A 25,452-nucleotide genomic window follows, 5' to 3' on the forward strand; every position below is an offset into this window, starting at 1 on the left:
TATTCAGCTAGTTTTTTGTATGTTATTATTTCTTTTTAATTTTGCCTGTCCAAGATTTAAATCCACCTTGTAATTGGTAGAAATCTTTGTAGCCTTGTTTTTTTAAGTATTGCGCTGCACGACCTGTACGGAATCCGCTTTGGCAATATAAGTAAACAGGTTGATCTTTACGAAGTTCTTTATGGCGAAGGCGAATTTGTGATAACGGAATGTTACGTGCACCTAAAATATGCCCTGCGTTATATTCGTCTGCTTCACGAATATCGATAAGCTGTGCTTTACGGTAGCCAGCGCGAAATTCTTCTTCTGTAAGAGTTTTAATTAATTTTTTCTGATAGAAGTACATCCATACAGTGTAGCCGATAAATGCTACGATTACGGCTAATAAAATAATCCAAGTTGTTGACACGATTCTATCGCTCCCTTTTTTCTTATCCTACTTTCAATATTATAATGCCCATATGTATTTATGCAACAGATTCATTTGCATATAAGAAGAAATTTCGTATTCTTTCACAAATTTTGTCGAATTTGGTAGACTAGAGAATGTGAAAAATAATTGGTTATATGAGGTGCAGGATGGGAAAAGAAAAATGGTGTTATATTAACTCTGGTCAATGTTCACCGGCATTTAATATGGCGTTAGATGAATGTTTATTAAATTGGCAAAGTGACAAGAAAATGCCACCAACAATTCGTTTTTATGAATGGGAAGTACCAACATTAACAGTTGGATATTTTCAACGTGTTGAAAAAGATATTAATATGGATGTAGTTAACGAAAAGAAATATGGATTCGTTCGTCGTCAAACAGGCGGCAGGGGTGTACTACATGACAAAGAGTTAACGTATAGTGTTATTGTGTCTGAAGATCATCCGAATATGCCGAAAACAGTTACAGAAGCGTATCGTGTTATTTCGCAAGGTTTATTAGATGGTTTTAAGGCATTAGGGTTAGAAGCCTATTATGCAGTTCCAAAAACAGAAGCAGATCGTGAAAATTTAAAAAATCCACGTTCAGGCGTATGTTTTGATGCACCATCTTGGTATGAAATTGTAGTGGAAGGACGAAAAATTGCTGGTAGTGCTCAAACACGTCAAAAAGGTGTTATTTTACAGCATGGATCGATTCCATTAGAAATTGATTTAGATGAACTATATGATCTATTTTTATTCCCAAATGAACGTGTGAAGGAACGTATGAAGAGTATGTTCTCTTCTAAAGCAGTAGCAATTAATGAATTAACAGACCGTACATTTACGATAGAGCAGTTAATTAAAGCGTTTGAAGTTGGCTTTGAAAAAGGATTAGATGTAGAACTTGTTCCATATGAATTAACAGAAGAACAGTTACATGAAGTTCAAACGTTAGCGAAAGAAAAGTATGAAAGTAATGAGTGGAATTATAAAAAATAAGAGATGGCGATAGCCACCTCTTATTTTTTTATAGTAAATTAAGTACTTTTTCTACTTTGATTCCTTTATCTTGTAAAGAACGAAGGCGACTTACAACGTCCATAATTTCTTTGTCAAATGTAACGCTAATACCTTGGCTTTGTAGTTCTTCTTTTAAGCTTTCAATAGAATCATCTATGTCGATGCCAAGCTCGTAATCTTGACAAACTTCAATTGTCTTTTTCACGAGTTTAACATAATTTTCTTGTAGTTTTGAATTTGTTTCAGTCAAAGCAGGCTGCTTCGGTTTTGCAGGAGCAACCGGTGCTGTCTCTTGCTTTGTAACTGGAGTAGGGACTGCTTTTTTCACAGGCGTTGGAGTAACTAGTTCTACAGCTGCTTCTACGCTTACTGGCTTCGGTGTCGGTACTGGAGTAGGCTTAGCCATAGCAGGTGTTTCCACACGCGTAACAGGCTTAGGAGCAGGTGTAATTGCTTTTGGAGCTTCTACAACTACTTCTTTTTTCGGTGCTGCTTCTACCTGTGTTTCTTCTTGCTCGGCAGCTTCTTTATTTTCTTTACTCCACATAACGCGTTCAATTTCTAGAGAAACATTGTTTTTGTTCATCGCTGTTAATGTAACTTTACCAACTTCAGCGTTTCCAGTGAAATCAACAATTTTATAAATAACACTCTTGTTCCAATCCACGTTTCCGCTCAAAAATAATTCTTCGTTACATTTCGGCGTTAAGCCCTCGATTTTAATTTCTGCGTTTACACCGTTTTCACTATATACCATAATTAGCGAAGCATTTACATCTTCGTCTGCTAACATTAGTTCACGTACCATTTTGCCGGTGCGTACTTGCGTTTTCTTCTTAACTGACATCTAATTTCTCCTCTCAAAAATTCAGTAATAATAAAAAAATCGTATAACGAAAAATAATTGCTCACGAAGATTTATGATACCGATAATAAAAGCATCACGTCAACAATTAACTTTAATTATTTTGCATTTTTCTTATTTTCTTTATGAAATTTTTCAATTTGTAAAATTAGACAGAAGAAAAAACAGCCTTTTGAAGGGCTGTTAAAAATTTGATTTTTTGTATAGTAGTTTATATAAAATAAAAAATAAGATTGCGATTAAGACGTTTTGCCAAAAGGTTAGATGATAAATGAGATAAGGTTGCTTTTGAAAATAAATATTTAAGAATACAGCGGAACAAAATGGAGTAGCAAATGCGAATCCAAATAGAATTTTTCTTTTCCAATTCATTTTCTGATCAAAGGAGTAACGCTTTAATAAATATAAAATAAATAATATACCTAGTATAATTATTGAAACAGACAAAGTAGTTCCAAGGATGCTAAAAGGCGGACTTGATAATGTATTATTTTTTTCAAAGAGAAACATAAAAAATGAAATAATTGCATTTATGCCAAACTGTATAGCAAGAAGTAAGCTAACAGAAAATCCAATTAAAGAAGTTTTTTCTAACTTTGTTTGGGTTGGTAAAGCTGATATAAGTTCATCACAATAAGATTGTAAGTCATCACCAAAAATGTCATAAGCATTTTTATTTTCTACTTGTGCTTCGATAAGATGATCTAATATTTCTAACAAAAGTTCTTCTACTTGATGTTCGGGTACATTAGATAACCGAAGATATACTAGCATATCACCATAAGCAATTTCGTTTTCGGAAGTTAGAAGCTCACGTTTTTTATTATTCAATTCAATCATGTCTTGTGCATTCATCCCTATCACTCCCCCTGTAATAAGTTATTTACCGTAGTAGAAACCATCCCCCAGCTTTGTTTAAATTCTTCAAGCTGTTCTAATCCTTTATCGGTTACGTGATAATATTTTCGCTTTGGACCGAGTGAGGAAGCTTTTAATGTTCCTTCAATCAACTTTTCTTTTTGCATACGTAACAATAATGGATATATGCTTCCTTCGCTTACAAATGTAAATCCGTGTTTATTTAATTTTGTACTCAGTTCATATCCGTACACTTCTTCTTGTGAAATGATGTATAGGATGCACCCTTCGAGCACGCCTTTTAACATTTGGCTGTGCATGATTTCACCACCTTTTATTCAGGTAACTTGCGTTGCAAGGTAGCTGGTATCCAAATTATAACATTCAGTAACTTGCAACGCAAGTTACTGGGGTGGAAAACTTTAATGTCCCCCATACTAACGAGAGGGCGAAAAGCATATGAGACCATTTATGCCAAAGCTCGTTTACTTTGAACGAAAGGCACTTGAATATCCACTTGGTTTTATAGTTGCGCCAATTTAAATGCATGAAGAATGGGAAGAAGGAACCGTAAACTATTTGAGCGACAAAGATATGACGATACCAAATTTAATGTTTGAATTGATTCAGCATCGTTTTCCAAAACCATCGGAAAATATGTATATAAAAAGGATGATGCAGCAGTATTAAAAGAAACGATAAGAGGTTATATAAATGAGTTTTTTCCTAATGCAGAAATACAATATTTTACTTAAGGGGGGTCTGTATGCAAATACAGATTCTTTTTTGTTTTATATATTTAGGCTCGTTTTCAACTTGTCACGTTATTCTTTCTGGTGTATCATTTTATTGATTGCTTCGTACGGAATAAGCAAAATGAACTTGGATGGAGGAAACCGATGCCTACCCCTAGTATGGAAGATTATATTGAACAAATTTATTTGTTGATTGATGAAAAGGGTTACGCCCGCGTATCTGATATTGCTGAAGCGCTTAGTGTACATCCATCCTCTGTAACAAAAATGGTGCAAAAATTAGACAAAGATGAATATCTAATTTATGAAAAATATAGAGGGCTTGTATTAACAACAAAAGGTAAAAAAATCGGAGAACGTCTCGTATATCGTCATGACTTGCTAGAGCAATTTATGCGTATTATCGGTGTGGATGAAAGTAAAATTTACAATGATGTAGAAGGAATTGAACATCATTTAAGTTGGGAAGCAATTGATCGCATTGGTGATTTAGTGGAATACTTTGAACAAGATGCAGTCCGAGTGGAAACACTTCGTGGTGTTCAAAGAGCAAATGAAGAGAAAAGTAATTAAGGGGAACGTATGGCGTTTCCTTTTTTATTTCAATTCGAAAAGGATGGGAGAATTATGAAAGCAATTATTTTTGATTTTGATGGATTAATTGTGGACACAGAAACGATATGGTTTCACTCTTTCAGAGATGCTGTTCGTGAATACGGCGGGGAACTACCTTTAGAGGAATTTGCGAAATGTATTGGAACAACAGATGAGGTACTTTATACATATTTAAATGATCAATTAAAAGAGAAGTTTAACAAAAGTGCATTAAAAGAAAAAGTGGCAACTTTACATAAAGAGAAAATGAGAATACCAGAAGCTCGTGACGGGGTAAAAGAATATTTAGAAGAAGCGAAAGAAATGGGATTGAAAATCGCACTGGCTTCTAGTTCGTCTAGAGAATGGGTTATTCATTTTTTAGAAGAGCTACAGATTCGAGAATATTTTGAAGTGATTAAAACGAGAGAAGATGTTGAGAAGGTAAAACCAGATCCAGCTCTTTATCGAGTTGCAATAGAAGAATTAGGAATTAAGCCGTCTGAAGCTGTTGTATTTGAAGATTCATTAAATGGATTGAGAGCAGCGGTTGCAGCGGGATTAACGTGCGTTGTTGTACCTAATGATGTGACACGGAATTTACCATTTGAAAATCATCATCTTCGAATTGAAAGTATGAGAGAGAAAAGTTTAAAAGAAGTGCTTCAAAGTATAAAAAAAGACCGTATTTCCTAAAAGGAAGCACGGTCTTTCTTTTTGCTTTTTTTGCCTTCAATGACAGTTAAATGAGACTGTTTTCTTTTTCGTTTCAAAGTGGGAGAATTCCCTTTTTTGCTTTTGTCATTAGAAGTATTTGACTTAAAGAAAGAATTGCCTAGGGGTGCTACATTTTGTTTCCCATGTTTGCGGTTCGATTGTTTTGCCGCACGCTTATATGAGCTTTGTGAATTTGCAGAACCATTGGAATTTGTAAACATCTTGTATAGCAAGTAAAAGATACCGACAACAAGTAACATGTACCCGATATTTCTTAATACACCCATGGGATTTGTAATAACAGATGAAACAAGGCCGAATATTGCCAATCCGATAATAAGCACAAATATAGCGAAAGTAAACGAACGACCGTTCATAAGGGACACCTCCTAAAAACGTATATTAAAATTAGTATATTAACGATGAGGAAAGGAGTTGAACACCATTTTTAAATAATTATTGTTTGTTCTCTAAACGTAATAATTCTTCAAACGATGCAATTGCTACTTCCACTTGATCATCTGTTGGTTCTTTCGTTGTTAATAGTTGTAGCCATAATCCAGGATATCCAAGTACGCGTAATACAGGAATATCTCGTAATCGATTTGTAAATTGCAATACTTCAAAAGAAATACCAAGTACAACTGGAATTAATAAAATTCGGTTTATAACTCGTGCCCAAAGAGGATCTGTAGGGACTAGGAAATAAACGAACATTCCAATAATGACTGTAAATATAATAAAGCTACTGCCGCATCTATAATGGAGACGAGTTTGCTTTTGAACGTTTTCTACAGTCAGAGGAAGGTTATTCTCGTAAGCATTGATTACCTTATGCTCTGCACCGTGATACTGAAATACCCGCTTAATAAGTGGGGTTAAAGAAATAAAGTATATATAGCTCAATAATAGCATGAGCTTAATGACACTTTCGACAATAATTTGCCCAGTATGAGATGGGAAAATCGGTCTCGTTAATTCAGCTAATAGTGCAGGAACTGCTGTGAAAATGACTTTACCGAATATAAAAGATAAAACGCCAACAGCTGCAACTCCTAATACCATCGTTAATTTTGATTGTTCTTCTTTTTTATTTGCAATTTGTTCATCATCTTCTGGGTGGACGTCAAATCGTTCTGAAGCGAAGTTTAAATGTTTTGCTCCATTCGCACTTGCATCCACAATAGCGGCAATCCCTCGTAAAAATGGAAATTTTTTTAGGGTAGATAGTACTTTATTACGAACGCGTGGTAATCGATAAAATTCAATCGATTTATCTTTACGACGAACCGCTGTAACAGTATATTCTCTACCGCCAAACATAACTCCTTCTATGACCGCTTGCCCGCCATATATTTGTTTTGACTCTTCTGTCATGTTAACACCAACCTGTATTTGTTTCTCTCTTATGTAGAAAAAGAGGCAATTGTCATACTGGGTTCTGTCGTTTTGAAATAAGACAATCACCGAGTTTCCTTTATTTTATCGGCAAATACAAGTAGATGACAAGGGAAAATGTTATGAGAGTCGGACATTTCTTATTCTTTTTATAGACAAATTTCGCAGGATTTAAACATGCTTCAAAATAGTTTCGGGCATACTATTGAGCGGAGGTGTCGATGTGAGTCAAGAACAATTAGGAACAAGGAATTTTGTGCAGATTGGTTTGTTTGGTGGAATCTTTTGGGGCGGGATATGGTATTTCCTTCATATATTTTCATTCACGGAGGCGGGCCCGAATTATTTCCTTTTACCATTTGCGTTTGGAAGTTGGAAAGAGGGTGTATGGGGCAATGTGTTCGGAATAGTGTGTATGGGACTTCTTTCAATTTTAATTGCCTTTTTGTATAAAGCATTTTTTGCAAAGTTTGAAGGGATTATAGCGGGAATTATTTATGGGCTATTTTGGTGGGCACTACTGTTTTTGGGGATGGGTTTAATGGCTCCTGTTATTAAAAGTGCGCTCCATTTACCAAAAGAGACAATTGTGACGACAATATGTATTTTTATATTGTATGGTGTGTTTATAGCATATTCTGTTTCTTACGCAGTAAATAGCAATAAAGCAGAACAAGAAGGGTAAGAGAAGACGAACTATTCAAATAAGTAACTCCTATGTTAAAATATTGTATAGATATTTAATATTAAGGAGTTTTAAGAATATGAAAAAGTTACTCCTCGTAAACGGTCCTAACCTAAATCGCCTCGGTGTTCGTGAGGTAAATGTATATGGAAAGGGCACGCTAACGACACTTGAAGCAGATATGAAGCAAGAAGCAGAAACAATGGGAGTGGAGTTAGAATGTTTCCAATCGAATCATGAAGGTGCCATTATCGACATTATTCATGAAGCGGAAGATATATATGAAGGGATCATTTTAAATCCGGGAGCATTTACGCATTATAGCTATGCGATTCGTGATGCCATTGCGAGCATTTCGATTCCTGTTATTGAAGTACATATTTCTAACATTCATCAGCGTGAATCGTTCCGTCATGAATCTGTGACGGCAGCTGTTTGTGCAGGTCAAATTGTAGGATTTGGTTTTTATGGCTATAAGTTAGCGTTATTTGCATTAATGGAGAAATTGAGGGAGGCATAAAGTAATGGAGAAAATTGAAAGATTACGAAGTGCATTTGATGAGGCTGGTATTGACGGTATTTTGTTAACAAATGAACATAGTCGTAGATATATGGCTAACTTCACAGGAACAGCAGGCGTTGTTCTTATTTCAAAAGGTCGTGCTCAATTTATTACAGATTTCCGTTACGTCGAGCAGGCAAGTAAACAAGCGGTTGGATATGAGGTTGTACAGCACGCAGGATTGATCATTGATGAAGTGGCAAAGCAAGTGAAAGAGCTTGGAATTCAAAAGCTTGGTTTTGAGCAAGATACTCTTACATATAGTTCTTATTCAGTGCATAAGGAAGCGATTGATGCTGAATTTATCCCGACTTCTGGACTTGTAGAAAAGTTACGCTTGATAAAGACTGATTCAGAGATTAAGATATTAAAGGAAGCTGCACAGATTGCAGATGCTGCCTTTGAGCATATTCTATCATTCATTCGCCCGGGAGTATCTGAAATTGAAGTGTCAAATGAACTTGAATTTTTCATGAGAAAACAAGGAGCAACATCTTCTTCGTTTGATATTATCGTTGCTTCAGGTCTTCGTTCGGCATTACCGCACGGCGTGGCATCTGAAAAAGTGATAGAAACAGGAGATTTCGTTACATTAGACTTCGGCGCTTATTACAAAGGATATTGCTCTGATATTACTCGTACGATTGCAGTCGGTGAACCATCTGATAAATTAAAAGAAATTTATAATATCGTTTTAGAAGCACAACTACGTGGTGTGAACGGTATTAAAGCTGGTTTAACAGGTCGCGAGGCTGATGCGCTAACGCGTGACTACATAACGGAAAAAGGATATGGTGAATACTTTGGACACTCTACTGGTCATGGAATAGGTCTTGAAATCCATGAAGCACCAGGTTTAGCATTCCGTTCTCATACAGTACTTGAACCAGGTATGGCTGTAACAGTAGAACCAGGTATTTATATTCCAGGTATTGGCGGCGTACGTATTGAAGATGATATCATTGTGACAAGTGAAGGTAATGAAGTAATTACGAAATCACCAAAAGAACTTATTATTTTGTAATACACAGGAGGATTTTTTTACATGATTTCAGTAAACGATTTTCGTACAGGTTTAACAATTTCAGTGGACAATGCCCTTTGGCAAGTACTTGATTTCCAACACGTAAAGCCAGGTAAAGGTGCTGCATTCGTTCGTTCTAAACTACGTAATCTTCGCACAGGTTCTGTTCAAGAGAAAACATTCCGTGCAGGTGAGAAAGTAGAAAAAGCACACATCGAAAACCGTCGTATGCAATACTTATACGCAAGCGGTGAGGCTCACGTATTTATGGATAACGGAACTTATGAGCAAATCGAACTTGGTGAAAAACAAATCGAGCGCGAGCTTAAATTCCTAAAAGAAAACATGGAAGTAGCAATCATGACTTACCAAGGCGAAGTACTTGGTGTTGAACTTCCAAACACAGTTGAATTACAAGTTACAGAAACAGAGCCTGGTATTAAAGGTGATACTGCTTCTAACGTAACAAAACCAGCTACATTGGAAACTGGTCTTGTTGTACAAGTACCAATCTTCATTAACGAAGGCGAAATGCTTATCATCAACACTGGTGAAGGTAAATACGTTTCTCGTGCATAGTAAAAAAGCACTCGTGATAATTCACGAGTGCTTTTTTATAGGAAATAGGGTAGATAGTAAATAGCTGTTATTATAAAACTGACTAAAACAAGTGAAAGAGTACCCATAATAGATGGAGTCAAAACAATTTGAAATGGTTTTATTTCGCCAGTCTCAACGCCAGTTAATGTTTTACTTATTGCGTGATCTGTAATGTTATTTCTATGGTTACTCATAATAATTAACCACATAATTGCAAATATTGCTAAACTACCAAGGAAAAAGGTCTCTATAAATGACCAACCGACCAATAATGAAAAAAGATAAATAAGAGCTAATTCTACTACAACGGTTAAACTAACTTTCAATGCCTTCATATTTTTCCCCCTCATTCTTTAATTTCAACCAGTTTAAAAAATTTTCACGTGACACGACATGCAGAGAGCAAGGTGACTTTACTTCTTTCTCTAGTGCAGCGTGTTCGTCTGGAAACTTGTTTTCCACATGCAATGAAATATAAGGTAGTTTTTCTTGTGCTTTTAAAGAGCGGATATTATTCGTTTTAGCACCAGCAAATACGTAGGAAAGTTGTAAGTCTAAAAAGGCGATTTTAAAGATTTCTTTTTTAGCAGCCTCGTTATAGCCTTTTCCCCAGTACGGATAGCCGAGCCAACTACCAATGTGAGATTGCTTTTTCTCATTATTAATATGTTTAAGTGTGGTGAGGCCAATTATTTCATTTTCTTCATTCACAATCATTCTCGATAAGGATTTCTTTTGACGCTCTTCTTCTATTGCGAAAAGAAGAAATGTTTTCGTGTCTTCGATATTTTCTACCGTTATCCCCAATGCATTTTTTATATGTGGATCACTTGATAGCTCGAAAATCACATTTGTATAGCATAAATCTAGTGGTAATAAAGTGACGTGCTGCATGGTTTAAACCTCTTTTAAACTAAATATACCATAATATACCGTTAAACAATATGAATATTCAGATTTTAATTCAGACTTTAGAGAAAAATTATGTTTTTACTTCTGAAATAGACAACCTCTGCATATGGTTGTACAAATATATTCTTTTTTAGAATACGAAGTTAGTAACTGTTACGGGAGAAGGTGGAAGAATGAAACAGTGGCTAGCGGCAATGGAAACATCCGTGCTTGTTATGGGGGCACTTCGATTATTTTCAGGTAGTGCGGAGATATTTGCTGCTTTGCTTATGCTTTATGTGAATGATGCGAAGAAAGCGTTGTTTATAAATGGTATGTTGGCGTTTGTTGGACCTACCGTATTAATTTTAACAATGACAATTGGGATAGCGAGTGTAGCAAGTGAAATTTCTTTCTTGAAGCTCTTTTTTCTAGCGCTTGGAATTTGCTGTATTTTTATCGCATTACTGAAATAGTAAGTCGAGTATAGTGGGGAGAAGCCGATGAAAGAGGTATTAGAAGTTTTACCAAAAACGATGAAGTACTTAATTGAAGAATGTAAGCAATACGATGCTTTAGAGGAAATTCGTGTTCGAATTGGAAGGCCGCTAGAGTGTATTGCACACGGAAAGGTGTTTTTTTATGACTATATCACTACTGCAGAGGATGCTATTTACTTATTGAATAAGTTAAGTCAATTCTCAATTTATACGATGGAAGAGGAATTAAAACGTGGGTATGTGACGCTTCGCGGAGGGCATAGAATCGGGTTAGCAGGAAAAGTCATTACAGAAAAAAGCGCAGTGAAAATGATTCGTGATGTCTCTTCCTTTAATATTCGTATTGCTCGTCAAAAAATAGGGATTGCTGAACCGCTTTTGCCATATTTGTATGAAAAAAGGTGGTTAAACACGATGGTAATTGGCCCTCCCCAAACGGGAAAAACGACACTCTTAAGAGATGTAGCACGTTGCATGAGTCAAGGGGTAAGTGCTTCGGAAATTCCTTCCTGTAAAGTGGGGATCGTTGATGAACGGTCAGAAATTGCTGGTTGTGTGAAAGGGATCCCGCAATATGATTTTGGTACCCGAGTCGATGTGTTAGACGCATGTCCAAAGGCAGAAGGAATGATGATGATGATTCGTTCTATGAGTCCTGATATTTTGATCGTAGATGAAATTGGCCGTAAAGAAGATAGTGAAGCAATTATGGAGGCAGTGCATGCAGGTGTCCAGCTTTTTATAAGCGCACACGGATTTTCCTATGAGGATGTTGTGAGACGTCCATCGCTCAAGGCAGTGCTAGAGCTTGGTATATTTGATAGGTTTGTGGAGTTGTCAAAAGCGAGGGGTCCAGGAACGGTTATGCAGGTGAAAGATAAATATGGAAAACCAGTGTTATCAAATAGAAAGGCTGAGGGCGTATGGTGAAAATATTTGGTGCAGTGTTAATCGTTGCGGTCAGCACCTTTTTCGGGTTTTCGTACGCTAAAAGATACAGTGAGAGACCGAGGCAACTTAGGTTATTAAAATCAGCACTTCAATCATTAGAGGCAGAAATTATGTATGGACACACACCTTTATCTGAGGCTGCCGAGCGATTAGTTAAACAAATGCCAAAGCCATTAAATTGGATATTTCAAAGTTTCGCTAAAAAACTAGAAAGTGGAGAACAAACAGTAAGGGAAGCTTGGATAGGTAGTTTGAAAGAGAATTGGAAGTTGACGGCTTTTCAACAAACCGAGTATGAAATACTGCAGCAATTTGGTGAAACGCTCGGGCAACATGATCGTGAATCACAACAAAAACATATTCGCTTATGTATTACACATTTGGAGAGAGAAGAAGAGGAAGCGAAAGCTTTACAACTGCAATACGAAAAAATGATTAAGAGCTTAGGGGTACTAGCAGGGCTACTTATTGTAATTTTACTGCTATAGGGGGGAGAAAGGCGATGTCCATTGATGTTGGATTAATATTTCAAATCGCCGGAATCGGCATTGTTTTAGCTTTCATTCATACTGTACTAAAAGAATTGAAGCGTGAGGATATTGCAAATTGGGTTATCCTTGTCGGTTTTGTCGTCATTTTATTTCATGTTGCATTTTTAATTAATACGCTATTCGACAAGATTAAAAGTGTCTTTCTCTTCCAGTAAAGGAGGCGGTTCGAATCGAAATTATACAAATTGTCGGATTAGGCCTCGTTGCTACGTTTTTAGCTGCTGTTTTGAACCAGCATAAATCTAGTATTACATCTTTATTTATTGTGTTCGTAGGTAGCGTGATGTTTCTTATTTTAATCGATCAAATTCATTCTATTTTACAAATGATTGAGAGAGTAGCGAGTGAAGCGAAAGTTAGCAACGTCTACGTGGAAACGTTACTAAAAATTATTGGAATTGCTTATATTGCCGAGTTTGGAGCTCAAATTACAAAAGATGCTGGTCAAGGTGCCATCGCTTCGAAAATTGAACTTGCTGGGAAAATCTTAATTCTCGTTATGGCAATTCCTATTTTGACGGTTGTAATTGAAACTATTCTCGGATTTTTACCGACGGGATAAGGGGGAGTGAATGTTGAGGAGGTTTGGAGCTAAGCTGCTATTTGCTTGCTTCCTTTTCTTTTCTTTACCGGTTGTTGTACAAGCTTCTCCTGTAGAAACAAACGTCGTTGATCAACAATTGGATAAGCTCGGAATTGAAGATGTGAAGCAATTTTGGGACGGGCTTGTTACAAAATATGGTGGCTATTTGCCAGAGAGTCAAAAAGGGAGTTTTATGGAGTTTGTAAAGGGAGAAAAAGAATTCTCTCTAAAAGAGTGGATGATAGGGTTATTAAAATATTTATTTCATGAGCTTGCAGCTAATGGAAAACTGCTTGGCACACTCATTATGCTCACAATCTTTAGTGCATTGTTGCAATCACTGCAATCCGCTTTTTCAAAAAGTAGTGTAAGTAAAATTGCTGATGCTGTTGTATATATGGTACTTATTATTTTTGCTTTAAATAGTTTTTATGTCGTTATGACATATGCAAGAGAAACGATACAAACAATGGTAGATTTCATATTAGCGCTATTGCCAATTTTATTGGCGCTTATAGCGACTGGTGGCGGGGTTGTATCTGTATCTTTCTTTCATCCGATTATCATTTTCTTAATGAATACAAGCGGGCTTCTTATGAATTATATCGTTCTACCGCTTTTATTACTGGCAACGATATTAAGTATTGTAAGTACAATGAGTGATCAATATAAAGTTACAAAATTGTCCAAGCTTCTGCAAAACGTTAGCGTTGGGATTATCGGTATCTTCTTAACGATTTTTTTAGGGGTATTATCTGTACAAGGAACAGCGACAGCCGTTGCTGATGGCATAGCTGTGAAAACTGCTAAATTTGTAACAGGAAACTTCATTCCAGTAGTTGGAAGAATGTTTACGGAAGCGGCAGATACTGTTATTAGCGCATCAGGATTATTGAAAAACACAGTCGGAATTATTGGGCTCGTCATTTTATGCTTAATTGTTGCTTTTCCTGCGATTCAAATTTTCTGTATTGCATTTATTTATAAATTCGCAGCAGCAGTATTACAACCGGTTGGCGGCGGAGCAATTATTCAATGTTTAGACATTATTGGAAGAAGCATCATTTACGTATTTGCTTGCTTAGCTATCGTATCATTTATGTTCTTTTTAAGTATTACAATTATTATTGCTGCGGGGAATATTACACTTATGATGCGGTAGGAGGTGAAGAGTATGCAATTTGTTACAGAGTGGATCAGAAATATTATCGTTTTTTTGCTCTTAGCGACAATGCTTCATCTTATTCTTCCAAATTCGAATTTGCAAAAATACGTTAAATTTGTTGTAAGTCTTTTGTTAGTCGTATTAATTTTAACACCCCTTTTTAAACTATTGCAGACAGATGTAAATGAAGTAATTGCAAATTTTAATAAAGAAAAGTACGTAGCAGAAGGATCTGTAAAAAATTCAATAGATTCGAAGAAAAAAGAAATACAAGCTCTAACACGTGCATATAGTTTAGAAGAGATGGCTACCAAAATGAAAAAAGAAGTAGGAAAAGAGTTTGAGAAAAAGTATGGTATGACTGTCTCTGAAATACAAATAGTCGCAGCAGAAAATATAGAAGAAGTAAAGTCAGCGAAAGATATTCAATCTGTTGTTGTGACGTTGAAAGAAAAAGAACGTAGTAAAAATGATGCAATCGAAACAGTAAAGCCAATTGAAATTAACACGAAAGAGCCTCCAAAAAAAGTGGAAGAAACGAATGGAGAAATGAAAGATTTCTTTTCAAGCAGGTGGCAACTAGAGGGTAAACAAATCCAAGTTCAAGTGGAAGGGAGGACAGGTAGAGTAAATGGACAATAAAGATAAAAATTCGAAGTTCTCATTTTTCCGAAACTTATTGAATGGGGATCAAAAAGAAAGCAACGAGAAGGGTAAAAAGGTAACACCTAAGTTTTTACTTGTCCTACTCATACTTGGAATTTTGCTTATGTTTTCTAGTAGTCTCTTTTCAAGTAAAAAAGAAGAAGTACCTGTATTTAAAGAACAAAAAACTCAAAACCAAGAAAAAGACGTACCAACTTTCGGACAAAAAAGTAATGATAGTATGTCAAATGTAGAAAAATATGAAAAAGCGTATGAACAAGAATTAAAAACTGCTTTAGAAGAAATAGCAGGAGTAAAAGACGTAACGATTAAAGTGAATTTAGATTCATCTGAAGAAAAAATTTTAGAAAAAAATACAGTGAAACGCTCACAAACAACAGGTGAAACAGATAAAACAGGCGGTAAGAGAGAAGTAGAGGACGAGTCTCTTGATGAAAAGACTGTCATTATACGTGAAGGGGATAAAGAAACTCCTGTTGTTTTACGAACAGAGAAGCCGAAAGTACGTGGTGTTCTTGTAGTAGCAAAGGGAGTGGATAATATACAAGTTAAAGCAATGGTAAAAGAAGCTGTGATAAGGCTGCTAGATGTACCGGCCCATCGCGTTTCAGTTTCACCGAAAAATTGATAGGGAGGAAATAAAGTGTTAAAAAAACAAACAGTTTGGTTATTAACGATGTTAAGTTTAGTTGTTGTACTATCTGTGTATTACGTGACAACTCCTGACAAAATGAATACAGCATCGCCAGCAACAGGTGAAAAGATTGGACAAGAAAAACAAGGTACTGATAAAGCAGTAACAAACGAAGCGCCTAAAGAAACTCCGAAAAAAGAAAATACAAGCAAAGAAACAACAAATAAAGAAACAGACAAAAAAGAAAATGCAAAAAAAGAAACAAGTAAAAAAGAGGGCAATGTATCAGTTCAATCAAGTGATGAGAATTTCACAGCTTTACGTATGCAAATGGAAGATCAGCGTAGTGAACAAAAAGCAAAATTACAAGAAGTGATGAGTTCAACAAAAGCTTCAGCAACAGAAAAGAATAAAGCGAAAGAAAATTTTGATGCCATTACGACAATGGAAACGAAGCAAGAATTACTTGAGACAGTAATTAAATCTCAAGGAGGATATCCAGATGCTCTTGTAAGAGCTGATGGTACTGATATTAGAGTAACGGTTAAAGCGGCAAAACATTCACAGAAAGAAGCAAATAAAATTATTCAACTTGTAAGAAGTGAAGGCGGATCAAAAGATGTAGGTGTGAAATTTGATCCACCAGCGAAATAAGTGAAACCTTAATCCGTAGGGATTTCCCTACGGATTATTATCTTTTACTAAGCAAAGGGTATGCAAATAGTAAAATAGAGTATGTAAGTAAACGTGTGTATAGAAAAAAGCTATCATTTTCGATAGCTTTTTTCTATTTCGTCTTTGTAATTATTTTTACTATGTTCAACTCGGAATGGAGAAACACGTTGTGAGTAAAAGATTAATGGTTCATGGTACTGATGATTACTTTTTCCGGATTTGACGTGGATGCAAAGAACGCATGCCCAAACGATTACGGCAGGTAAAAAGAGAATGAGCCATATCATATTTCCACACCTCGACACAATATATTTTCTACACTTTGAACATACTATTCTTATATGAAGGAATGATGAATGGCGTGTAAACAAAAAAATAATATTTGGTAAAAATATGTTGTTGACTATAGATGTGTGAAGAGTGTAGAGGGGATGGCATGTTTGCTGTGTAACGTTTTGAAAAAGTAGTGAATGTTTTTTAAGAAGTGGTCTTGCCAATTTCGTGTGAAACTTGGTATTATTACTAGGTATTAAATTTTTGTTGGAATAATATTTTTACAGGAGTTTCGATTTATTATAAAGAAATATAAATTGGAATGTTTAAAAAATTTATCGTAAGATGGAAATAGTAAATATTTCTATTAGTTAATGAAATATATTTTCTAATAGAATACATCGTATTTTTACAGTCAATCTAGTTTTCGTGACGAGAATCTGTAAAAACGGGACAAACAAGAGTATGGGAGTGGATTTTACATGTTTAAAATTCAAGAAGTTCGCGAATTAATTAAATTAATTGATAGCTCTAATATTGATGAATTTGAATACAAAAAAGACGGTACAACAATCAAAATGAAAAAGCGTGGTAATGAAGTTGTTGCTGTGCAAGCACCTGCAGCAAAACAAGCTATGCAACCAGTAGCGCCTGTTGAAGTTGAAACGAAAGTAGCAGCAGCACAAGCAGAAGCGCCAAAACAAGAAGAGAAGAAGGTTGTTCAAAATGAAAACCTACATAAAATCACATCACCGATGGTAGGTACATTCTATTCTTCTTCTTCGCCTGATACACCTCCATATGTAAGTGTTGGGGATAGAGTATCGAAAGATTCTATCGTATGTATTGTCGAGGCTATGAAGTTATTTAACGAAATTGATGCTGATGTAGAGGGCGAAATTGTTGAAATTCTTGTTAATAACGGACAGCTTGTTGAGTATGGACAACCGCTATTTCTTGTAAAAGCGTAATAAGGGAGTCTTTGTGATGATAAAAAAAGTATTAATAGCCAATCGTGGGGAAATTGCTGTACGAATTATTCGTGCTTGTAAAGAAATGGATATTGAAACAGTTGCAATTTATTCAGAAGCAGATAAAGAGTCACTTCACGTACAGATTGCAGACGAGGCGTATTGTGTAGGACCAACGATTTCGAAAGAAAGCTATTTAAATTTGACAAACATTATTAGCGTTGCGAAGTTAACAGGCTGCGATGCTATTCATCCGGGATACGGATTTTTAGCAGAGAATGCAGATTTCGCAGAGTTATGCCGTGAATGTAACTTGATTTTTATCGGTCCAAGTCCAGAAGCTATTTCAAAGATGGGCACAAAAGACGTTGCTCGTGATACAATGAAAGAAGCAGGGGTTCCGATTGTACCAGGTTCACAAGGGATTATTAAAAATACCGAAGAAGCGATCGAGCTTGCTAATCAAATTGGATATCCAGTTATTATTAAAGCGACTGCAGGTGGCGGTGGAAAAGGTATTCGTGTTGCACGCCATGAAGAAGAGCTTATAAAAGGAATTCAAATTACACAGCAAGAAGCTAGTACCGCTTTTGGGAACCCTGGTGTATACTTAGAAAAGTACGTTGAAGATTTCCGCCATGTTGAGATTCAAATAATGGCAGATACACACGGAAATGCCATTCATTTAGGAGAGCGTGATTGTACAATTCAGCGCCGTTTGCAAAAACTATTAGAAGAAAGTCCATCACCTGCACTTGATGAAGATATTCGCAAGCAGATGGGTGAAGCGGCAGTTAAAGCGGCGGTAGCGGTTGATTATACAGGTGCTGGTACGGTTGAGTTTATTTATGAATATAAAACGAAAACCTTTTATTTCATGGAGATGAATACGAGAATTCAGGTTGAGCATCCGGTTACTGAAATGGTAACGGGAATGGACTTAATTAAAGAGCAAATTCTTGTTGCTTCAGGAGAAAAGTTATCGTTACAGCAAGAAGAAGTACAATTTAATGGTTGGGCAATTGAATGTCGAATTAATGCGGAAAACCCTGCCAAAAAATTTATGCCATCTCCAGGTAAAGTAGAAATGTACTTACCACCAGGAGGATTTGGTATTCGCGTCGATTCAGCTGTATATCCGGGATATTCAATCCCACCTTTCTATGATTCGATGGTTGCTAAATTAATTGTTCACGGAAAAACACGTGAAGAGGCAATTGCAAAAATGAAGCGCGCACTTAGTGAATTTGTCATTGAAGGCGTACATACAACAATCCCGTTCCATTTGCAATTGCTAGATCATCCTGATTTTGTAAAAGGTGAGTTTAATACGAAATTTTTGGAAGAGCATGAACTTGTGACGCAGTGATACATTAAAGGAGGTTTTTTTCATGGCTGAACATATGTTAGATATGGGTCAAGATACAACTCTTGGTAAAGTAGAAATTGCACCAGAAGTAATTGAAGTAATTGCAGGTATTGCAGCTGCTGAAGTAGAAGGTGTAGCGGCAATGCGCGGTAATTTTGCTACAGATGTTGTTGAGAAGTTAGGTAAGAAAAATCATGGTAAAGGTGTAAAGGTTGAATTAGCAAACGAAGATATTATCGTTGACCTTTATGTTGTAATGTATTTTGGTGTAGCAATTCCAGTTGTTGCACAAAAGATTCAAGACAATATTCGCCAAGCACTCTTTACAATGACAGGACTTGAGCCAAAAGAAGTGAATGTTCACATCGTTGGCGTAACATTCGAAACACAAAAAACAGAAATCGAACCAGTGTAAGAATGAAAAGGTGCCTAGTAACATAGGCATCTTTTTTATCGTTTCATTTCTTCACAAATTACAACCCTCTAATTATTATACTATTTCAAAAAATAAGAAATAAACAAGAAAATGTGTCGTTTTTCCAAAAAACGTACATTGTGATAAGATATGGAACTTGAAGTTAATCTTTTTATTATTTTTCAGCCTTGTAACCCGTGTGTGAAACGATAAATTGTGTTATTATCATTGTATTATAAGGTTGGAAAATCAATGAAAACTGTAAGAGTAAGTGAATTGACGGCTTATAAATTATAATAATATAACAAAGTATAAGGAAAGACTTGAAGCATAAAGGAGAGTTACAATGAAACGTAGGACGGCTAGAGAAAGAGCAATGCAAGCATTATACCAAATGGATATTACAGGTGAATTAGAACCGAAAGTAGCAGTGGAAAACACGCTGGATGAAGGCGAAGAAACAAATGAGTTTCTAGAGTCACTTGTAGTAGGTTTTGTAGAAAATAAAGAAGCAATCGATGAAGCGATTCGTCAAAACTTAAAAAAGTGGAAGCTTGAGCGTATTAGTATTGTTGATCGCAGTATTTTACGTGTAGCTGTGTATGAAATGAAGTACATGGAAGAAATTCCACACAACGTAACAATTAACGAAGCAATTGAAATTGCAAAAACATTTGGGGATGAGGAATCTCGTCGTTTTATTAACGGCGTTTTATCTAATATAAAAGATACACTGTAAATTCTTTAAGGGGGAATCTTAAAATGGTAGCAGTAATCATCAAAGGAAATGAAGTTGCGGAGAAAAAACGAGCACAATTAACAGAAGAAGTTGTGAAGTTGAAAGAGCAAGGTATTGTACCAGGATTAGCAGTTATTTTAGTTGGAGAAGATCCAGCATCTCGTTCTTATGTGAAAGGAAAAGAAAAAGGCTGTGAACAAGTAGGGATTTACTCAGAGCTAATTGAACTTCCTGAAACAATTACTGAGGAACGTTTGCTTGCTGAAATCGATCGCTTAAATGGAGATGACCGTATTAATGGCATATTAGTGCAATTACCTTTACCAAAACATATTGAAGAAAAAGCTATCATTGAAAGAATTTCACCAGAAAAGGATGTAGACGGATTTCACCCAATCAGCGTGGGACGTATGATGACGGGACAAGATACATTCCTTCCATGTACACCGCATGGTATTGTAGAATTAGTAAAAGAAACAAATCTTGATATTTCTGGAAAACATGTAGTAGTAATTGGAAGAAGTAATATTGTCGGTAAACCAGTGGGACAATTGTTTTTAAATGAAAATGCCACTGTAACATATTGTCATTCTAAGACGCAAAATATGAAAGAGTTATCGAAGTTAGCTGATATTTTAATCGTAGCTGTTGGACGACCTAAAATGATAACAGCGGATTATATTAAAGAAGGAGCGGTTGTAATTGACGTTGGTGTTAACCGTTTAGAAACAGGAAAACTTTGTGGTGATGTTGACTTTGACAACGTGTTAGATGTTGCGGGTTACATTACACCTGTGCCAAAGGGTGTTGGTCCAATGACAATCACAATGCTTCTTCATAATACTGTTGAATCTGCCAAACGTGCAGGTGTCGTTTGTAAATAATTTGAGTCGGCTATGAGGAGAGAGAAATGGAGAAGCAATATTTAACCGTTACAGCGTTAACACGCTATATAAAAACAAAAATAGAATATGATCCGCATTTGCAGTCTGTTTGGTTAAAAGGTGAAATTTCCAACTTTAAAAATCATAGCCGTGGCCACATGTATTTTACATTGAAAGATGAAAATGCAAGAATCGCAGCGGTTATGTTTGCGGGCCATAATCGTAATATTAAATTCAAACCTGAAAATGGGATGAAGGTACTCGTGAAAGGGAAAATCTCTGTTTACGAGGCGAGTGGTTCTTATCAAATTTATATTCAAGACATGCAGCCTGACGGAGTCGGGAATTTACATTTAGCGTACGAACAGTTAAAAGTTCGTTTAGAAGAAGAAGGACTTTTTTCTCAAGTTTATAAAAAAGCGATTCCTCCTTACGCTAAAACAATAGGTGTGATTACGTCGCCAACAGGAGCAGCGATTCGTGATATTATAACAACGATTAAACGTCGTTATCCAATTGGGAATGTTATTGTATTTCCGGTACTTGTACAAGGGGAGTCAGCGGCTCCCTCGATTGTACAAGCGATTCGTACAGCGAATGAAATGGGAGAGATAGATGTACTAATCGTTGGTCGTGGTGGAGGTTCTATTGAGGAATTATGGGCTTTCAATGAGGAAATGGTTGCAAGAGCAATCTTTAAGAGTGAAATTCCTATTATTTCGGCAGTAGGCCATGAAACGGATTTTACAATCGCAGATTTTGTTGCAGATTTACGCGCGCCAACACCGACTGCAGCAGCTGAGCTGGCAGCACCTAACATTATAGAGTTACAAGAAAAGGTATTACAAAGAACTTTGAGATTGCAAAGAGCAATGAGAGAGTTAGTACATAAAAAAGAAGAAAAACTACAAGTGTTGCAAAAATCGTATGCGTTCCGTTATCCAAGACAAGTATATGAGCAAAAGGAAGAGCAATTAGATAGAGCGCTAGAACAGCTTGTTTTAGCGAAAGAGCGCTATATTGATAAAAAGGTGAATCAGTTAAAGCAACTTTCATTTTATTTAGAGAAGCACCACCCATCTCAAAAAATTATGCAAACGAAGGTAGCTGTTGAAACGTTGCAAAAGCAATTACAACGTGAAATGCAAACGTTACTTCAAACGAAAGAATTTGCCTTTGTAAGAGCTGCTCAAAAACTTGAAGCGTTAAGTCCGCTTAAAGTAATGATGAGAGGGTACGGGCTTGTATATGATGAAGAGAAGCAAGTGTTAAAAAGTGTGAAAGATGTAAGCCTTGGAGATGCTGTTTCAGTTCAATTACAAGATGGAATACTAGATTGTAGCGTATCAGGCATAGAGGAGCGTGAATTGAATAATGGAAAATAAATTAAGCTTTGAAGAGGCAATTTCGCAACTTGAGCATCTTGTTTCTAAGCTAGAACAAGGTGACGTACCTTTAGAAGAAGCGATTTCTTATTTTAAAGAAGGTATGGAATTATCTAAGCTTTGTGATGAGAAGCTGAAGAATGTACAAGAACAAATGGCAGTTATTCTTGGGGAAGATGGAGAGCTTGAACCGTTTACTGCTTTAGGAGATGAAGCATAGTGACGATTGCTTTTGATACTTTTTTGAAAGAAAGTAAAACTTTCGTAGAAGAAAAACTTGTAAGCTATGCAAATGAATTACAATGTCCAAATGTACTTCGTGAAGCGATGGCATATTCTTTGGAAGCGGGTGGAAAACGTCTCCGCCCGTTACTTTTGTTTGCAACATTACAAGCGTTTGGGAAAGAAAGAAATCTTGGAGTAGGTGCAGCTTGTGCTCTTGAAATGATTCATACATATTCATTAGTTCATGATGATTTACCTTGTATGGATGATGATGATTTAAGAAGAGGAAAGCCCACAAATCACAAAGTATTTGGTGAAGCGATGGCAGTTTTAGCAGGAGATGGCTTATTGACGTATGCTTTTCAAGTTATTATGGCATATGAGCAAAAAGAAATTTCTGCCGAAAAAAAAGTAAGACTTGTACTTGAACTTGCAAAAGCAGCAGGACCAGAAGGAATGGTTGGCGGACAAGTGGCAGATATGGAAGCTGAAGGGAAACGCCTTACGATTGATGAATTGGAGTACATCCATAAACATAAGACCGGAAAACTGCTTGAATTTGCTGTACTTGCGGGTGCGATACTTTCTGATGCGACAGAAGAGCAAGAAGAAAAGTTGCTTACGTTTGCCAAATATATCGGTCTAGCTTTCCAAATTCGAGATGATATTTTAGATGTCGAAGGAACTGAAGAAGAGATTGGAAAACCGATTGGTAGCGATCTTTCTAATGAAAAGAGCACATATACAACGTTGTTTACTGTAGATAGAGCAAAAGATATTTTAGAAGAAACAATTGCAGAAGCAAAAGGTGCGATTAGTTCCTTGCAATTACAAGATGAATATTTACTATCTATTTGTGATTTGATTGCAAAACGTAATAACTAATATAACAGCGTTTTCATTTGTTGAGTCATTCATCATTTTATGATATAAATGTAGGAAAAGGTTTTTCTTTTCTTGTTATTGGCAAAAATATATGTAGATTACATTGCCGTTATCACTTCGTGTTAGCGGCTATTTTTTTCATCGCCTAAAGAAATATGGTTTATAATAGGATTAGGGCGCAATAGACTGGTTAATAGCGGGACAAGACGAAAAATAGAAAAGAGAATTTCTTGTTTTGTGTAAATGTTTTTTATAATATTTGACATGTTGACAGATTATGAAATGAAAGTGAGTGATCCATGTGGATCTAACGCAAATTCAAAACCCTAGTTTTTTGAAAGATATGTCTATCAGTGAACTAGAGGGATTGAGTGAGGATATTCGTAAGTTTTTAATTGAAGAGCTCTCTCAAACAGGTGGACATATTGCACCTAATTTAGGTGTAGTAGAACTCACAATTGCTCTGCACAAATTATTTGATAGCCCGCAAGATAAATTTTTATGGGATGTAGGACATCAATCCTATGTACATAAAATTTTAACTGGACGTGCGAAAGAGTTTGGTACATTAAGGCAATATCAAGGTCTATGTGGTTTCCCGAAACGTTGCGAGAGTGAGCACGATGTATGGGAAACTGGTCATAGCTCGACTTCGTTATCGGCTGCAATGGGAATGGCTCTGGCACGTGATTTAAAGAAAACGAAAGAATATGTTATACCAATTATTGGAGATGGTGCTTTAACAGGCGGAATGGCTTTAGAGGCATTGAACCATATTGGACATGAAAAAACAGACATGATTGTTATTTTGAATGATAATGAAATGTCAATTGCACCAAACGTTGGTGCGCTTCATAATGTGCTCGGTCGTTTACGTACCGCAGGAAAATATCACTGGGTAAAAGATGAATTAGAGTATATATTAAAGAAAATCCCAGCAGTTGGCGGGAAAGTGGCTGCGACAGCAGAGAAAATAAAAGATAGTCTTAAATATTTACTAGTATCTGGTGTCTTTTTCGAAGAGTTAGGCTTTACATATTTAGGTCCAGTCGATGGGCATGATTATGAAAAGTTATTCGAAACGTTGCAATATGCAAAGAAAACAAAAGGCCCAGTGCTTGTTCACGTTATTACGAAAAAAGGAAAAGGTTATAAACCGGCTGAGAGTGACGTTATTGGAACTTGGCATGGAACAGGACCTTATAAAATTGAATCAGGTGACTTCGTTAAGCCGAAAGAAGTTGCACCAGCATGGAGTGCTGTCGTTAGTGAAACAGTACTTAAGCTAGCGAGAGCGGATGAGCGTATCGTAGCAATTACACCTGCAATGCCTGTTGGATCAAAACTTGAGAAATTCCAAAAAGAATTCCCAGATCGTATGATTGATGTAGGTATTGCAGAACAGCATGCTACAACAATGGCAGCAGGTATGGCAACGCAAGGAATGAAGCCATTCTTAGCAATTTATTCAACATTTTTACAAAGAGCATATGACCAAGTTGTTCATGATATATGCCGCCAAAATTTAAATGTTTTCATCGGAATAGATCGCTCGGGATTAGTAGGAGCAGATGGTGAAACGCATCAAGGCGTATTTGATATCTCATTCTTACGTCACTTGCCGAATATGGTGCTTATGATGCCGAAAGATGAAAATGAAGGGCAACATTTAGTTTATACGGCGATGCAATATGAAGATGGACCAATCGCATTGCGTTATGCTCGCGGTAATGGACTTGGCGTTCATATGGATAAAGAATTAAAGGCGATTCCAATTGGTACGTGGGAGACGTTAAAAGAGGGTACACAAGCAGCTATTTTAACGTTTGGTACGACAATACCAATGGCAATGGAAGCAGCTGAGCGTCTTGAAAAAGCTGGGGTTTCAGTGAAAGTAGTGAATGCTCGCTTTATTAAACCAATGGATGAAGCATATTTACATGATCTTCTAGGAAAGAATATACCGATTTTAACGATTGAAGAAGCTTGTTTAATCGGTGGTTTTGGAACAGGAGTAGTTGAATTTGCATCTGAAAATGGTTACCATAGTGCATTAGTTGAACGAATGGGTATTCCAGACCGCTTCATAGAGCACGGAAGTGTAACAAAATTATTAGAAGAAATTGGTTTAACGACAGATGCTGTTATAGACCGTATTCATACAATGATTCCATCAAAACAAAAAAGGGCGTAAC

Annotated in this window: 34 protein-coding genes and 1 pseudogene; 26 read left to right on the forward strand and 9 right to left on the reverse strand. The window is 36.3% G+C overall.

Features of this window, described 5'->3' with window-relative positions; all coding sequences use genetic code 11:
• Positions 1 to 25: 25 nt before the first annotated feature.
• A complete protein-coding gene (locus ACTFRY_RS03335) occupies positions 26 to 409 on the reverse strand; it encodes a rhodanese-like domain-containing protein (RefSeq protein WP_044795917.1) in 384 nt (127 codons plus the stop codon).
• Positions 410 to 579: 170 nt separating this feature from the next.
• Between ACTFRY_RS03335 and ACTFRY_RS03340 the strand changes: the two genes are divergently transcribed.
• Positions 580 to 1,416 (forward strand): lipoate--protein ligase family protein, encoded by an 837-nt coding sequence (locus ACTFRY_RS03340; protein WP_000514067.1) that lies wholly within the window; start codon positions 580 to 582, stop codon positions 1,414 to 1,416.
• Positions 1,417 to 1,444: 28 nt separating this feature from the next.
• Here the strand turns inward: ACTFRY_RS03340 and ACTFRY_RS03345 are convergent, their stop codons facing one another.
• The 3 genes from ACTFRY_RS03345 to ACTFRY_RS03355 all read right to left on the reverse strand — a co-directional run bounded on the left by ACTFRY_RS03345 (position 1,445) and on the right by ACTFRY_RS03355 (position 3,480).
• Positions 1,445 to 2,284, reverse strand: a complete 840-nt coding sequence (locus ACTFRY_RS03345) for a hypothetical protein (protein ID WP_044795918.1) — start codon at positions 2,282 to 2,284, stop codon at positions 1,445 to 1,447.
• 201 nt (positions 2,285 to 2,485) lie between these two features.
• Positions 2,486 to 3,157 carry a DUF1129 family protein gene (locus tag ACTFRY_RS03350; protein WP_044795919.1) on the reverse strand — a complete coding sequence of 224 codons (672 nt, stop codon included), beginning with the start codon at positions 3,155 to 3,157 and terminating at the stop codon, positions 2,486 to 2,488.
• Between the two features lie 5 nt (positions 3,158 to 3,162).
• Complete coding sequence (locus ACTFRY_RS03355; RefSeq protein WP_000556083.1) at positions 3,163 to 3,480, reverse strand: PadR family transcriptional regulator; 318 nt, start codon at positions 3,478 to 3,480, stop codon at positions 3,163 to 3,165.
• Positions 3,481 to 3,670: 190 nt separating this feature from the next.
• Here ACTFRY_RS03355 and ACTFRY_RS03360 point away from each other — a divergent pair.
• The 3 genes and pseudogenes from ACTFRY_RS03360 to ACTFRY_RS03370 form a co-directional block, all read left to right on the forward strand.
• Positions 3,671 to 3,915 (forward strand): annotated as a pseudogene (locus ACTFRY_RS03360) (spore photoproduct lyase family protein); the annotation flags it as partial.
• A 144-nt stretch (positions 3,916 to 4,059) separates the two neighbouring features.
• The gene (gene mntR / locus ACTFRY_RS03365; protein WP_001143083.1) at positions 4,060 to 4,488 is read left to right on the forward strand and encodes a transcriptional regulator MntR; all 429 of its coding nucleotides are present in this window, start codon (positions 4,060 to 4,062) and stop codon (positions 4,486 to 4,488) included.
• 54 nt (positions 4,489 to 4,542) lie between these two features.
• Entirely contained in the window at positions 4,543 to 5,205 is a 663-nt protein-coding gene (locus ACTFRY_RS03370) for an HAD family hydrolase (RefSeq protein WP_025966333.1), read from the forward strand.
• Here ACTFRY_RS03370 and ACTFRY_RS03375 read toward each other — a convergent pair.
• A complete protein-coding gene (locus ACTFRY_RS03375; RefSeq protein WP_001014459.1) occupies positions 5,202 to 5,603 on the reverse strand; it encodes an SA1362 family protein in 402 nt (133 codons plus the stop codon). The two genes, ACTFRY_RS03370 and ACTFRY_RS03375, sit on opposite strands and share 4 nt — an antisense overlap.
• A gap of 79 nt (positions 5,604 to 5,682) precedes the next feature.
• A complete protein-coding gene (locus ACTFRY_RS03380) occupies positions 5,683 to 6,603 on the reverse strand; it encodes a DUF1385 domain-containing protein (protein ID WP_098616194.1) in 921 nt (306 codons plus the stop codon).
• Between the two features lie 244 nt (positions 6,604 to 6,847).
• Here ACTFRY_RS03380 and ACTFRY_RS03385 point away from each other — a divergent pair, with 244 nt between their 5' ends.
• The 4 genes from ACTFRY_RS03385 to efp all read left to right on the forward strand — a co-directional run bounded on the left by ACTFRY_RS03385 (position 6,848) and on the right by efp (position 9,474).
• On the forward strand, positions 6,848 to 7,309 hold the full coding sequence (locus ACTFRY_RS03385; RefSeq protein ID WP_000076880.1) for a YqhR family membrane protein: 462 nt from the start codon (positions 6,848 to 6,850) through the stop codon (positions 7,307 to 7,309).
• Between the two features lie 79 nt (positions 7,310 to 7,388).
• On the forward strand, positions 7,389 to 7,829 hold the full coding sequence (gene aroQ, locus ACTFRY_RS03390; protein ID WP_000735147.1) for a type II 3-dehydroquinate dehydratase: 441 nt from the start codon (positions 7,389 to 7,391) through the stop codon (positions 7,827 to 7,829).
• A 4-nt stretch (positions 7,830 to 7,833) separates the two neighbouring features.
• Positions 7,834 to 8,895, forward strand: a complete 1,062-nt coding sequence (pepQ, locus tag ACTFRY_RS03395) for a Xaa-Pro dipeptidase (protein WP_044795923.1) — start codon at positions 7,834 to 7,836, stop codon at positions 8,893 to 8,895.
• Positions 8,896 to 8,916: 21 nt separating this feature from the next.
• Positions 8,917 to 9,474 (forward strand): elongation factor P, encoded by a 558-nt coding sequence (gene efp, locus ACTFRY_RS03400; protein WP_000626516.1) that lies wholly within the window; start codon positions 8,917 to 8,919, stop codon positions 9,472 to 9,474.
• Positions 9,475 to 9,509: 35 nt separating this feature from the next.
• On the opposite strand, the gene ACTFRY_RS03405 is transcribed toward efp, so the two are convergent.
• Together ACTFRY_RS03405 and ACTFRY_RS03410 are read right to left on the reverse strand one after the other, a co-directional pair.
• Positions 9,510 to 9,830, reverse strand: a complete 321-nt coding sequence (locus ACTFRY_RS03405; RefSeq protein WP_000645695.1) for a hypothetical protein — start codon at positions 9,828 to 9,830, stop codon at positions 9,510 to 9,512.
• Entirely contained in the window at positions 9,811 to 10,389 is a 579-nt protein-coding gene (locus ACTFRY_RS03410; RefSeq protein ID WP_016118619.1) for a GNAT family N-acetyltransferase, read from the reverse strand. The genes ACTFRY_RS03405 and ACTFRY_RS03410 overlap by 20 nt, the downstream gene beginning before the upstream one ends.
• Positions 10,390 to 10,580: 191 nt before the next feature.
• Between ACTFRY_RS03410 and ACTFRY_RS03415 the strand changes: the two genes are divergently transcribed.
• From ACTFRY_RS03415 to ACTFRY_RS03455, 9 genes are read left to right on the forward strand one after another with little or no spacing between them, the layout of a single operon-like run.
• Complete coding sequence (locus ACTFRY_RS03415) at positions 10,581 to 10,862, forward strand: YqhV family protein (RefSeq protein WP_000816050.1); 282 nt, start codon at positions 10,581 to 10,583, stop codon at positions 10,860 to 10,862.
• Between the two features lie 27 nt (positions 10,863 to 10,889).
• Positions 10,890 to 11,816, forward strand: a complete 927-nt coding sequence (gene spoIIIAA / locus ACTFRY_RS03420) for a stage III sporulation protein AA (protein WP_000665905.1) — start codon at positions 10,890 to 10,892, stop codon at positions 11,814 to 11,816.
• Complete coding sequence (gene spoIIIAB, locus ACTFRY_RS03425) at positions 11,810 to 12,325, forward strand: stage III sporulation protein SpoIIIAB (protein ID WP_098616195.1); 516 nt, start codon at positions 11,810 to 11,812, stop codon at positions 12,323 to 12,325. The genes spoIIIAA and spoIIIAB overlap by 7 nt, the downstream gene beginning before the upstream one ends.
• A 14-nt stretch (positions 12,326 to 12,339) precedes the next feature.
• Complete coding sequence (spoIIIAC, locus tag ACTFRY_RS03430; protein WP_000020914.1) at positions 12,340 to 12,543, forward strand: stage III sporulation protein AC; 204 nt, start codon at positions 12,340 to 12,342, stop codon at positions 12,541 to 12,543.
• A 23-nt stretch (positions 12,544 to 12,566) separates the two neighbouring features.
• Positions 12,567 to 12,950 carry a stage III sporulation protein AD gene (gene spoIIIAD / locus ACTFRY_RS03435; RefSeq protein ID WP_077393170.1) on the forward strand — a complete coding sequence of 128 codons (384 nt, stop codon included), beginning with the start codon at positions 12,567 to 12,569 and terminating at the stop codon, positions 12,948 to 12,950.
• Positions 12,951 to 12,960: 10 nt separating this feature from the next.
• Positions 12,961 to 14,133: a stage III sporulation protein AE gene (spoIIIAE, locus tag ACTFRY_RS03440; protein ID WP_000946110.1), complete on the forward strand. Its 1,173-nt coding sequence runs from the start codon at positions 12,961 to 12,963 to the stop codon at positions 14,131 to 14,133.
• Between the two features lie 12 nt (positions 14,134 to 14,145).
• The gene (spoIIIAF, locus tag ACTFRY_RS03445) at positions 14,146 to 14,778 is read left to right on the forward strand and encodes a stage III sporulation protein AF (RefSeq protein WP_044795925.1); all 633 of its coding nucleotides are present in this window, start codon (positions 14,146 to 14,148) and stop codon (positions 14,776 to 14,778) included.
• Positions 14,768 to 15,430 (forward strand): stage III sporulation protein AG, encoded by a 663-nt coding sequence (gene spoIIIAG, locus ACTFRY_RS03450; RefSeq protein ID WP_000368890.1) that lies wholly within the window; start codon positions 14,768 to 14,770, stop codon positions 15,428 to 15,430. Before spoIIIAF ends, spoIIIAG begins: the two co-directional genes overlap by 11 nt.
• Before the next feature lie 15 nt (positions 15,431 to 15,445).
• A complete protein-coding gene (locus ACTFRY_RS03455) occupies positions 15,446 to 16,090 on the forward strand; it encodes a SpoIIIAH-like family protein (protein ID WP_000914710.1) in 645 nt (214 codons plus the stop codon).
• A gap of 113 nt (positions 16,091 to 16,203) precedes the next feature.
• Here ACTFRY_RS03455 and ACTFRY_RS03460 read toward each other — a convergent pair whose 3' ends face one another.
• Positions 16,204 to 16,398 (reverse strand): hypothetical protein, encoded by a 195-nt coding sequence (locus ACTFRY_RS03460; RefSeq protein WP_002000935.1) that lies wholly within the window; start codon positions 16,396 to 16,398, stop codon positions 16,204 to 16,206.
• 468 nt (positions 16,399 to 16,866) lie between these two features.
• On the opposite strand from ACTFRY_RS03460, the gene accB reads away from it, so the two are divergent.
• From accB to dxs, 9 genes are all read left to right on the forward strand, one after another.
• Complete coding sequence (gene accB, locus ACTFRY_RS03465) at positions 16,867 to 17,355, forward strand: acetyl-CoA carboxylase biotin carboxyl carrier protein (protein ID WP_000472861.1); 489 nt, start codon at positions 16,867 to 16,869, stop codon at positions 17,353 to 17,355.
• A gap of 16 nt (positions 17,356 to 17,371) precedes the next feature.
• Positions 17,372 to 18,724: an acetyl-CoA carboxylase biotin carboxylase subunit gene (gene accC, locus ACTFRY_RS03470; RefSeq protein ID WP_000592870.1), complete on the forward strand. Its 1,353-nt coding sequence runs from the start codon at positions 17,372 to 17,374 to the stop codon at positions 18,722 to 18,724.
• 22 nt (positions 18,725 to 18,746) lie between these two features.
• A complete protein-coding gene (locus tag ACTFRY_RS03475) occupies positions 18,747 to 19,139 on the forward strand; it encodes an Asp23/Gls24 family envelope stress response protein (protein ID WP_000807630.1) in 393 nt (130 codons plus the stop codon).
• A gap of 346 nt (positions 19,140 to 19,485) precedes the next feature.
• Positions 19,486 to 19,878 carry a N utilization substance protein NusB gene (gene nusB / locus ACTFRY_RS03480; protein ID WP_000830247.1) on the forward strand — a complete coding sequence of 131 codons (393 nt, stop codon included), beginning with the start codon at positions 19,486 to 19,488 and terminating at the stop codon, positions 19,876 to 19,878.
• 23 nt (positions 19,879 to 19,901) lie between these two features.
• Entirely contained in the window at positions 19,902 to 20,762 is an 861-nt protein-coding gene (gene folD, locus ACTFRY_RS03485) for a bifunctional methylenetetrahydrofolate dehydrogenase/methenyltetrahydrofolate cyclohydrolase FolD (protein WP_000226732.1), read from the forward strand.
• Positions 20,763 to 20,788: 26 nt separating this feature from the next.
• Complete coding sequence (xseA, locus tag ACTFRY_RS03490; RefSeq protein ID WP_000415249.1) at positions 20,789 to 22,147, forward strand: exodeoxyribonuclease VII large subunit; 1,359 nt, start codon at positions 20,789 to 20,791, stop codon at positions 22,145 to 22,147.
• Entirely contained in the window at positions 22,137 to 22,367 is a 231-nt protein-coding gene (gene xseB / locus ACTFRY_RS03495) for an exodeoxyribonuclease VII small subunit (protein ID WP_000428423.1), read from the forward strand. The genes xseA and xseB overlap by 11 nt, the downstream gene beginning before the upstream one ends.
• Positions 22,367 to 23,257, forward strand: a complete 891-nt coding sequence (ispA, locus tag ACTFRY_RS03500) for a (2E,6E)-farnesyl diphosphate synthase (protein ID WP_000150374.1) — start codon at positions 22,367 to 22,369, stop codon at positions 23,255 to 23,257. Before xseB ends, ispA begins: the two co-directional genes overlap by 1 nt.
• A gap of 301 nt (positions 23,258 to 23,558) precedes the next feature.
• Positions 23,559 to 25,451, forward strand: coding sequence for a 1-deoxy-D-xylulose-5-phosphate synthase (gene dxs, locus ACTFRY_RS03505; RefSeq protein WP_000366453.1), 1,893 nt, complete (start codon positions 23,559 to 23,561; stop codon positions 25,449 to 25,451).
• The last annotated feature ends 1 nt before the right edge of the window (position 25,452 follow it).

The sequence above is a fragment of the Bacillus cereus group sp. MYBK195-1 genome, assembly GCF_051916605.1.
Classification (GTDB): Bacteria; Bacillota; Bacilli; order Bacillales; family Bacillaceae_G; genus Bacillus_A; species Bacillus_A cereus.

Coding starts and splice junctions, on each gene's coding strand:
- ACTFRY_RS03340 (WP_000514067.1), top strand. CDS start 580: ATGGGAAAAGAAAAATGGTGTTATATTAACTCTGGTCAATGTTCACCG.
- ACTFRY_RS03345 (WP_044795918.1), bottom strand. CDS start 2,284: ATGTCAGTTAAGAAGAAAACGCAAGTACGCACCGGCAAAATGGTACGT.
- ACTFRY_RS03350 (WP_044795919.1), bottom strand. CDS start 3,157: ATGAATGCACAAGACATGATTGAATTGAATAATAAAAAACGTGAGCTT.
- ACTFRY_RS03355 (WP_000556083.1), bottom strand. CDS start 3,480: ATGCACAGCCAAATGTTAAAAGGCGTGCTCGAAGGGTGCATCCTATAC.
- mntR (WP_001143083.1), top strand. CDS start 4,060: ATGCCTACCCCTAGTATGGAAGATTATATTGAACAAATTTATTTGTTG.
- ACTFRY_RS03370 (WP_025966333.1), top strand. CDS start 4,543: ATGAAAGCAATTATTTTTGATTTTGATGGATTAATTGTGGACACAGAA.
- ACTFRY_RS03375 (WP_001014459.1), bottom strand. CDS start 5,603: ATGAACGGTCGTTCGTTTACTTTCGCTATATTTGTGCTTATTATCGGA.
- ACTFRY_RS03380 (WP_098616194.1), bottom strand. CDS start 6,603: ATGACAGAAGAGTCAAAACAAATATATGGCGGGCAAGCGGTCATAGAA.
- aroQ (WP_000735147.1), top strand. CDS start 7,389: ATGAAAAAGTTACTCCTCGTAAACGGTCCTAACCTAAATCGCCTCGGT.
- pepQ (WP_044795923.1), top strand. CDS start 7,834: ATGGAGAAAATTGAAAGATTACGAAGTGCATTTGATGAGGCTGGTATT.
- efp (WP_000626516.1), top strand. CDS start 8,917: ATGATTTCAGTAAACGATTTTCGTACAGGTTTAACAATTTCAGTGGAC.
- ACTFRY_RS03405 (WP_000645695.1), bottom strand. CDS start 9,830: ATGAAGGCATTGAAAGTTAGTTTAACCGTTGTAGTAGAATTAGCTCTT.
- ACTFRY_RS03410 (WP_016118619.1), bottom strand. CDS start 10,389: ATGCAGCACGTCACTTTATTACCACTAGATTTATGCTATACAAATGTG.
- ACTFRY_RS03415 (WP_000816050.1), top strand. CDS start 10,581: ATGAAACAGTGGCTAGCGGCAATGGAAACATCCGTGCTTGTTATGGGG.
- spoIIIAA (WP_000665905.1), top strand. CDS start 10,890: ATGAAAGAGGTATTAGAAGTTTTACCAAAAACGATGAAGTACTTAATT.
- spoIIIAB (WP_098616195.1), top strand. CDS start 11,810: ATGGTGAAAATATTTGGTGCAGTGTTAATCGTTGCGGTCAGCACCTTT.
- spoIIIAC (WP_000020914.1), top strand. CDS start 12,340: ATGTCCATTGATGTTGGATTAATATTTCAAATCGCCGGAATCGGCATT.
- spoIIIAE (WP_000946110.1), top strand. CDS start 12,961: ATGTTGAGGAGGTTTGGAGCTAAGCTGCTATTTGCTTGCTTCCTTTTC.
- spoIIIAF (WP_044795925.1), top strand. CDS start 14,146: ATGCAATTTGTTACAGAGTGGATCAGAAATATTATCGTTTTTTTGCTC.
- spoIIIAG (WP_000368890.1), top strand. CDS start 14,768: ATGGACAATAAAGATAAAAATTCGAAGTTCTCATTTTTCCGAAACTTA.
- ACTFRY_RS03460 (WP_002000935.1), bottom strand. CDS start 16,398: ATGATATGGCTCATTCTCTTTTTACCTGCCGTAATCGTTTGGGCATGC.
- accB (WP_000472861.1), top strand. CDS start 16,867: ATGTTTAAAATTCAAGAAGTTCGCGAATTAATTAAATTAATTGATAGC.
- accC (WP_000592870.1), top strand. CDS start 17,372: ATGATAAAAAAAGTATTAATAGCCAATCGTGGGGAAATTGCTGTACGA.
- ACTFRY_RS03475 (WP_000807630.1), top strand. CDS start 18,747: ATGGCTGAACATATGTTAGATATGGGTCAAGATACAACTCTTGGTAAA.
- nusB (WP_000830247.1), top strand. CDS start 19,486: ATGAAACGTAGGACGGCTAGAGAAAGAGCAATGCAAGCATTATACCAA.
- folD (WP_000226732.1), top strand. CDS start 19,902: ATGGTAGCAGTAATCATCAAAGGAAATGAAGTTGCGGAGAAAAAACGA.
- xseA (WP_000415249.1), top strand. CDS start 20,789: ATGGAGAAGCAATATTTAACCGTTACAGCGTTAACACGCTATATAAAA.
- xseB (WP_000428423.1), top strand. CDS start 22,137: ATGGAAAATAAATTAAGCTTTGAAGAGGCAATTTCGCAACTTGAGCAT.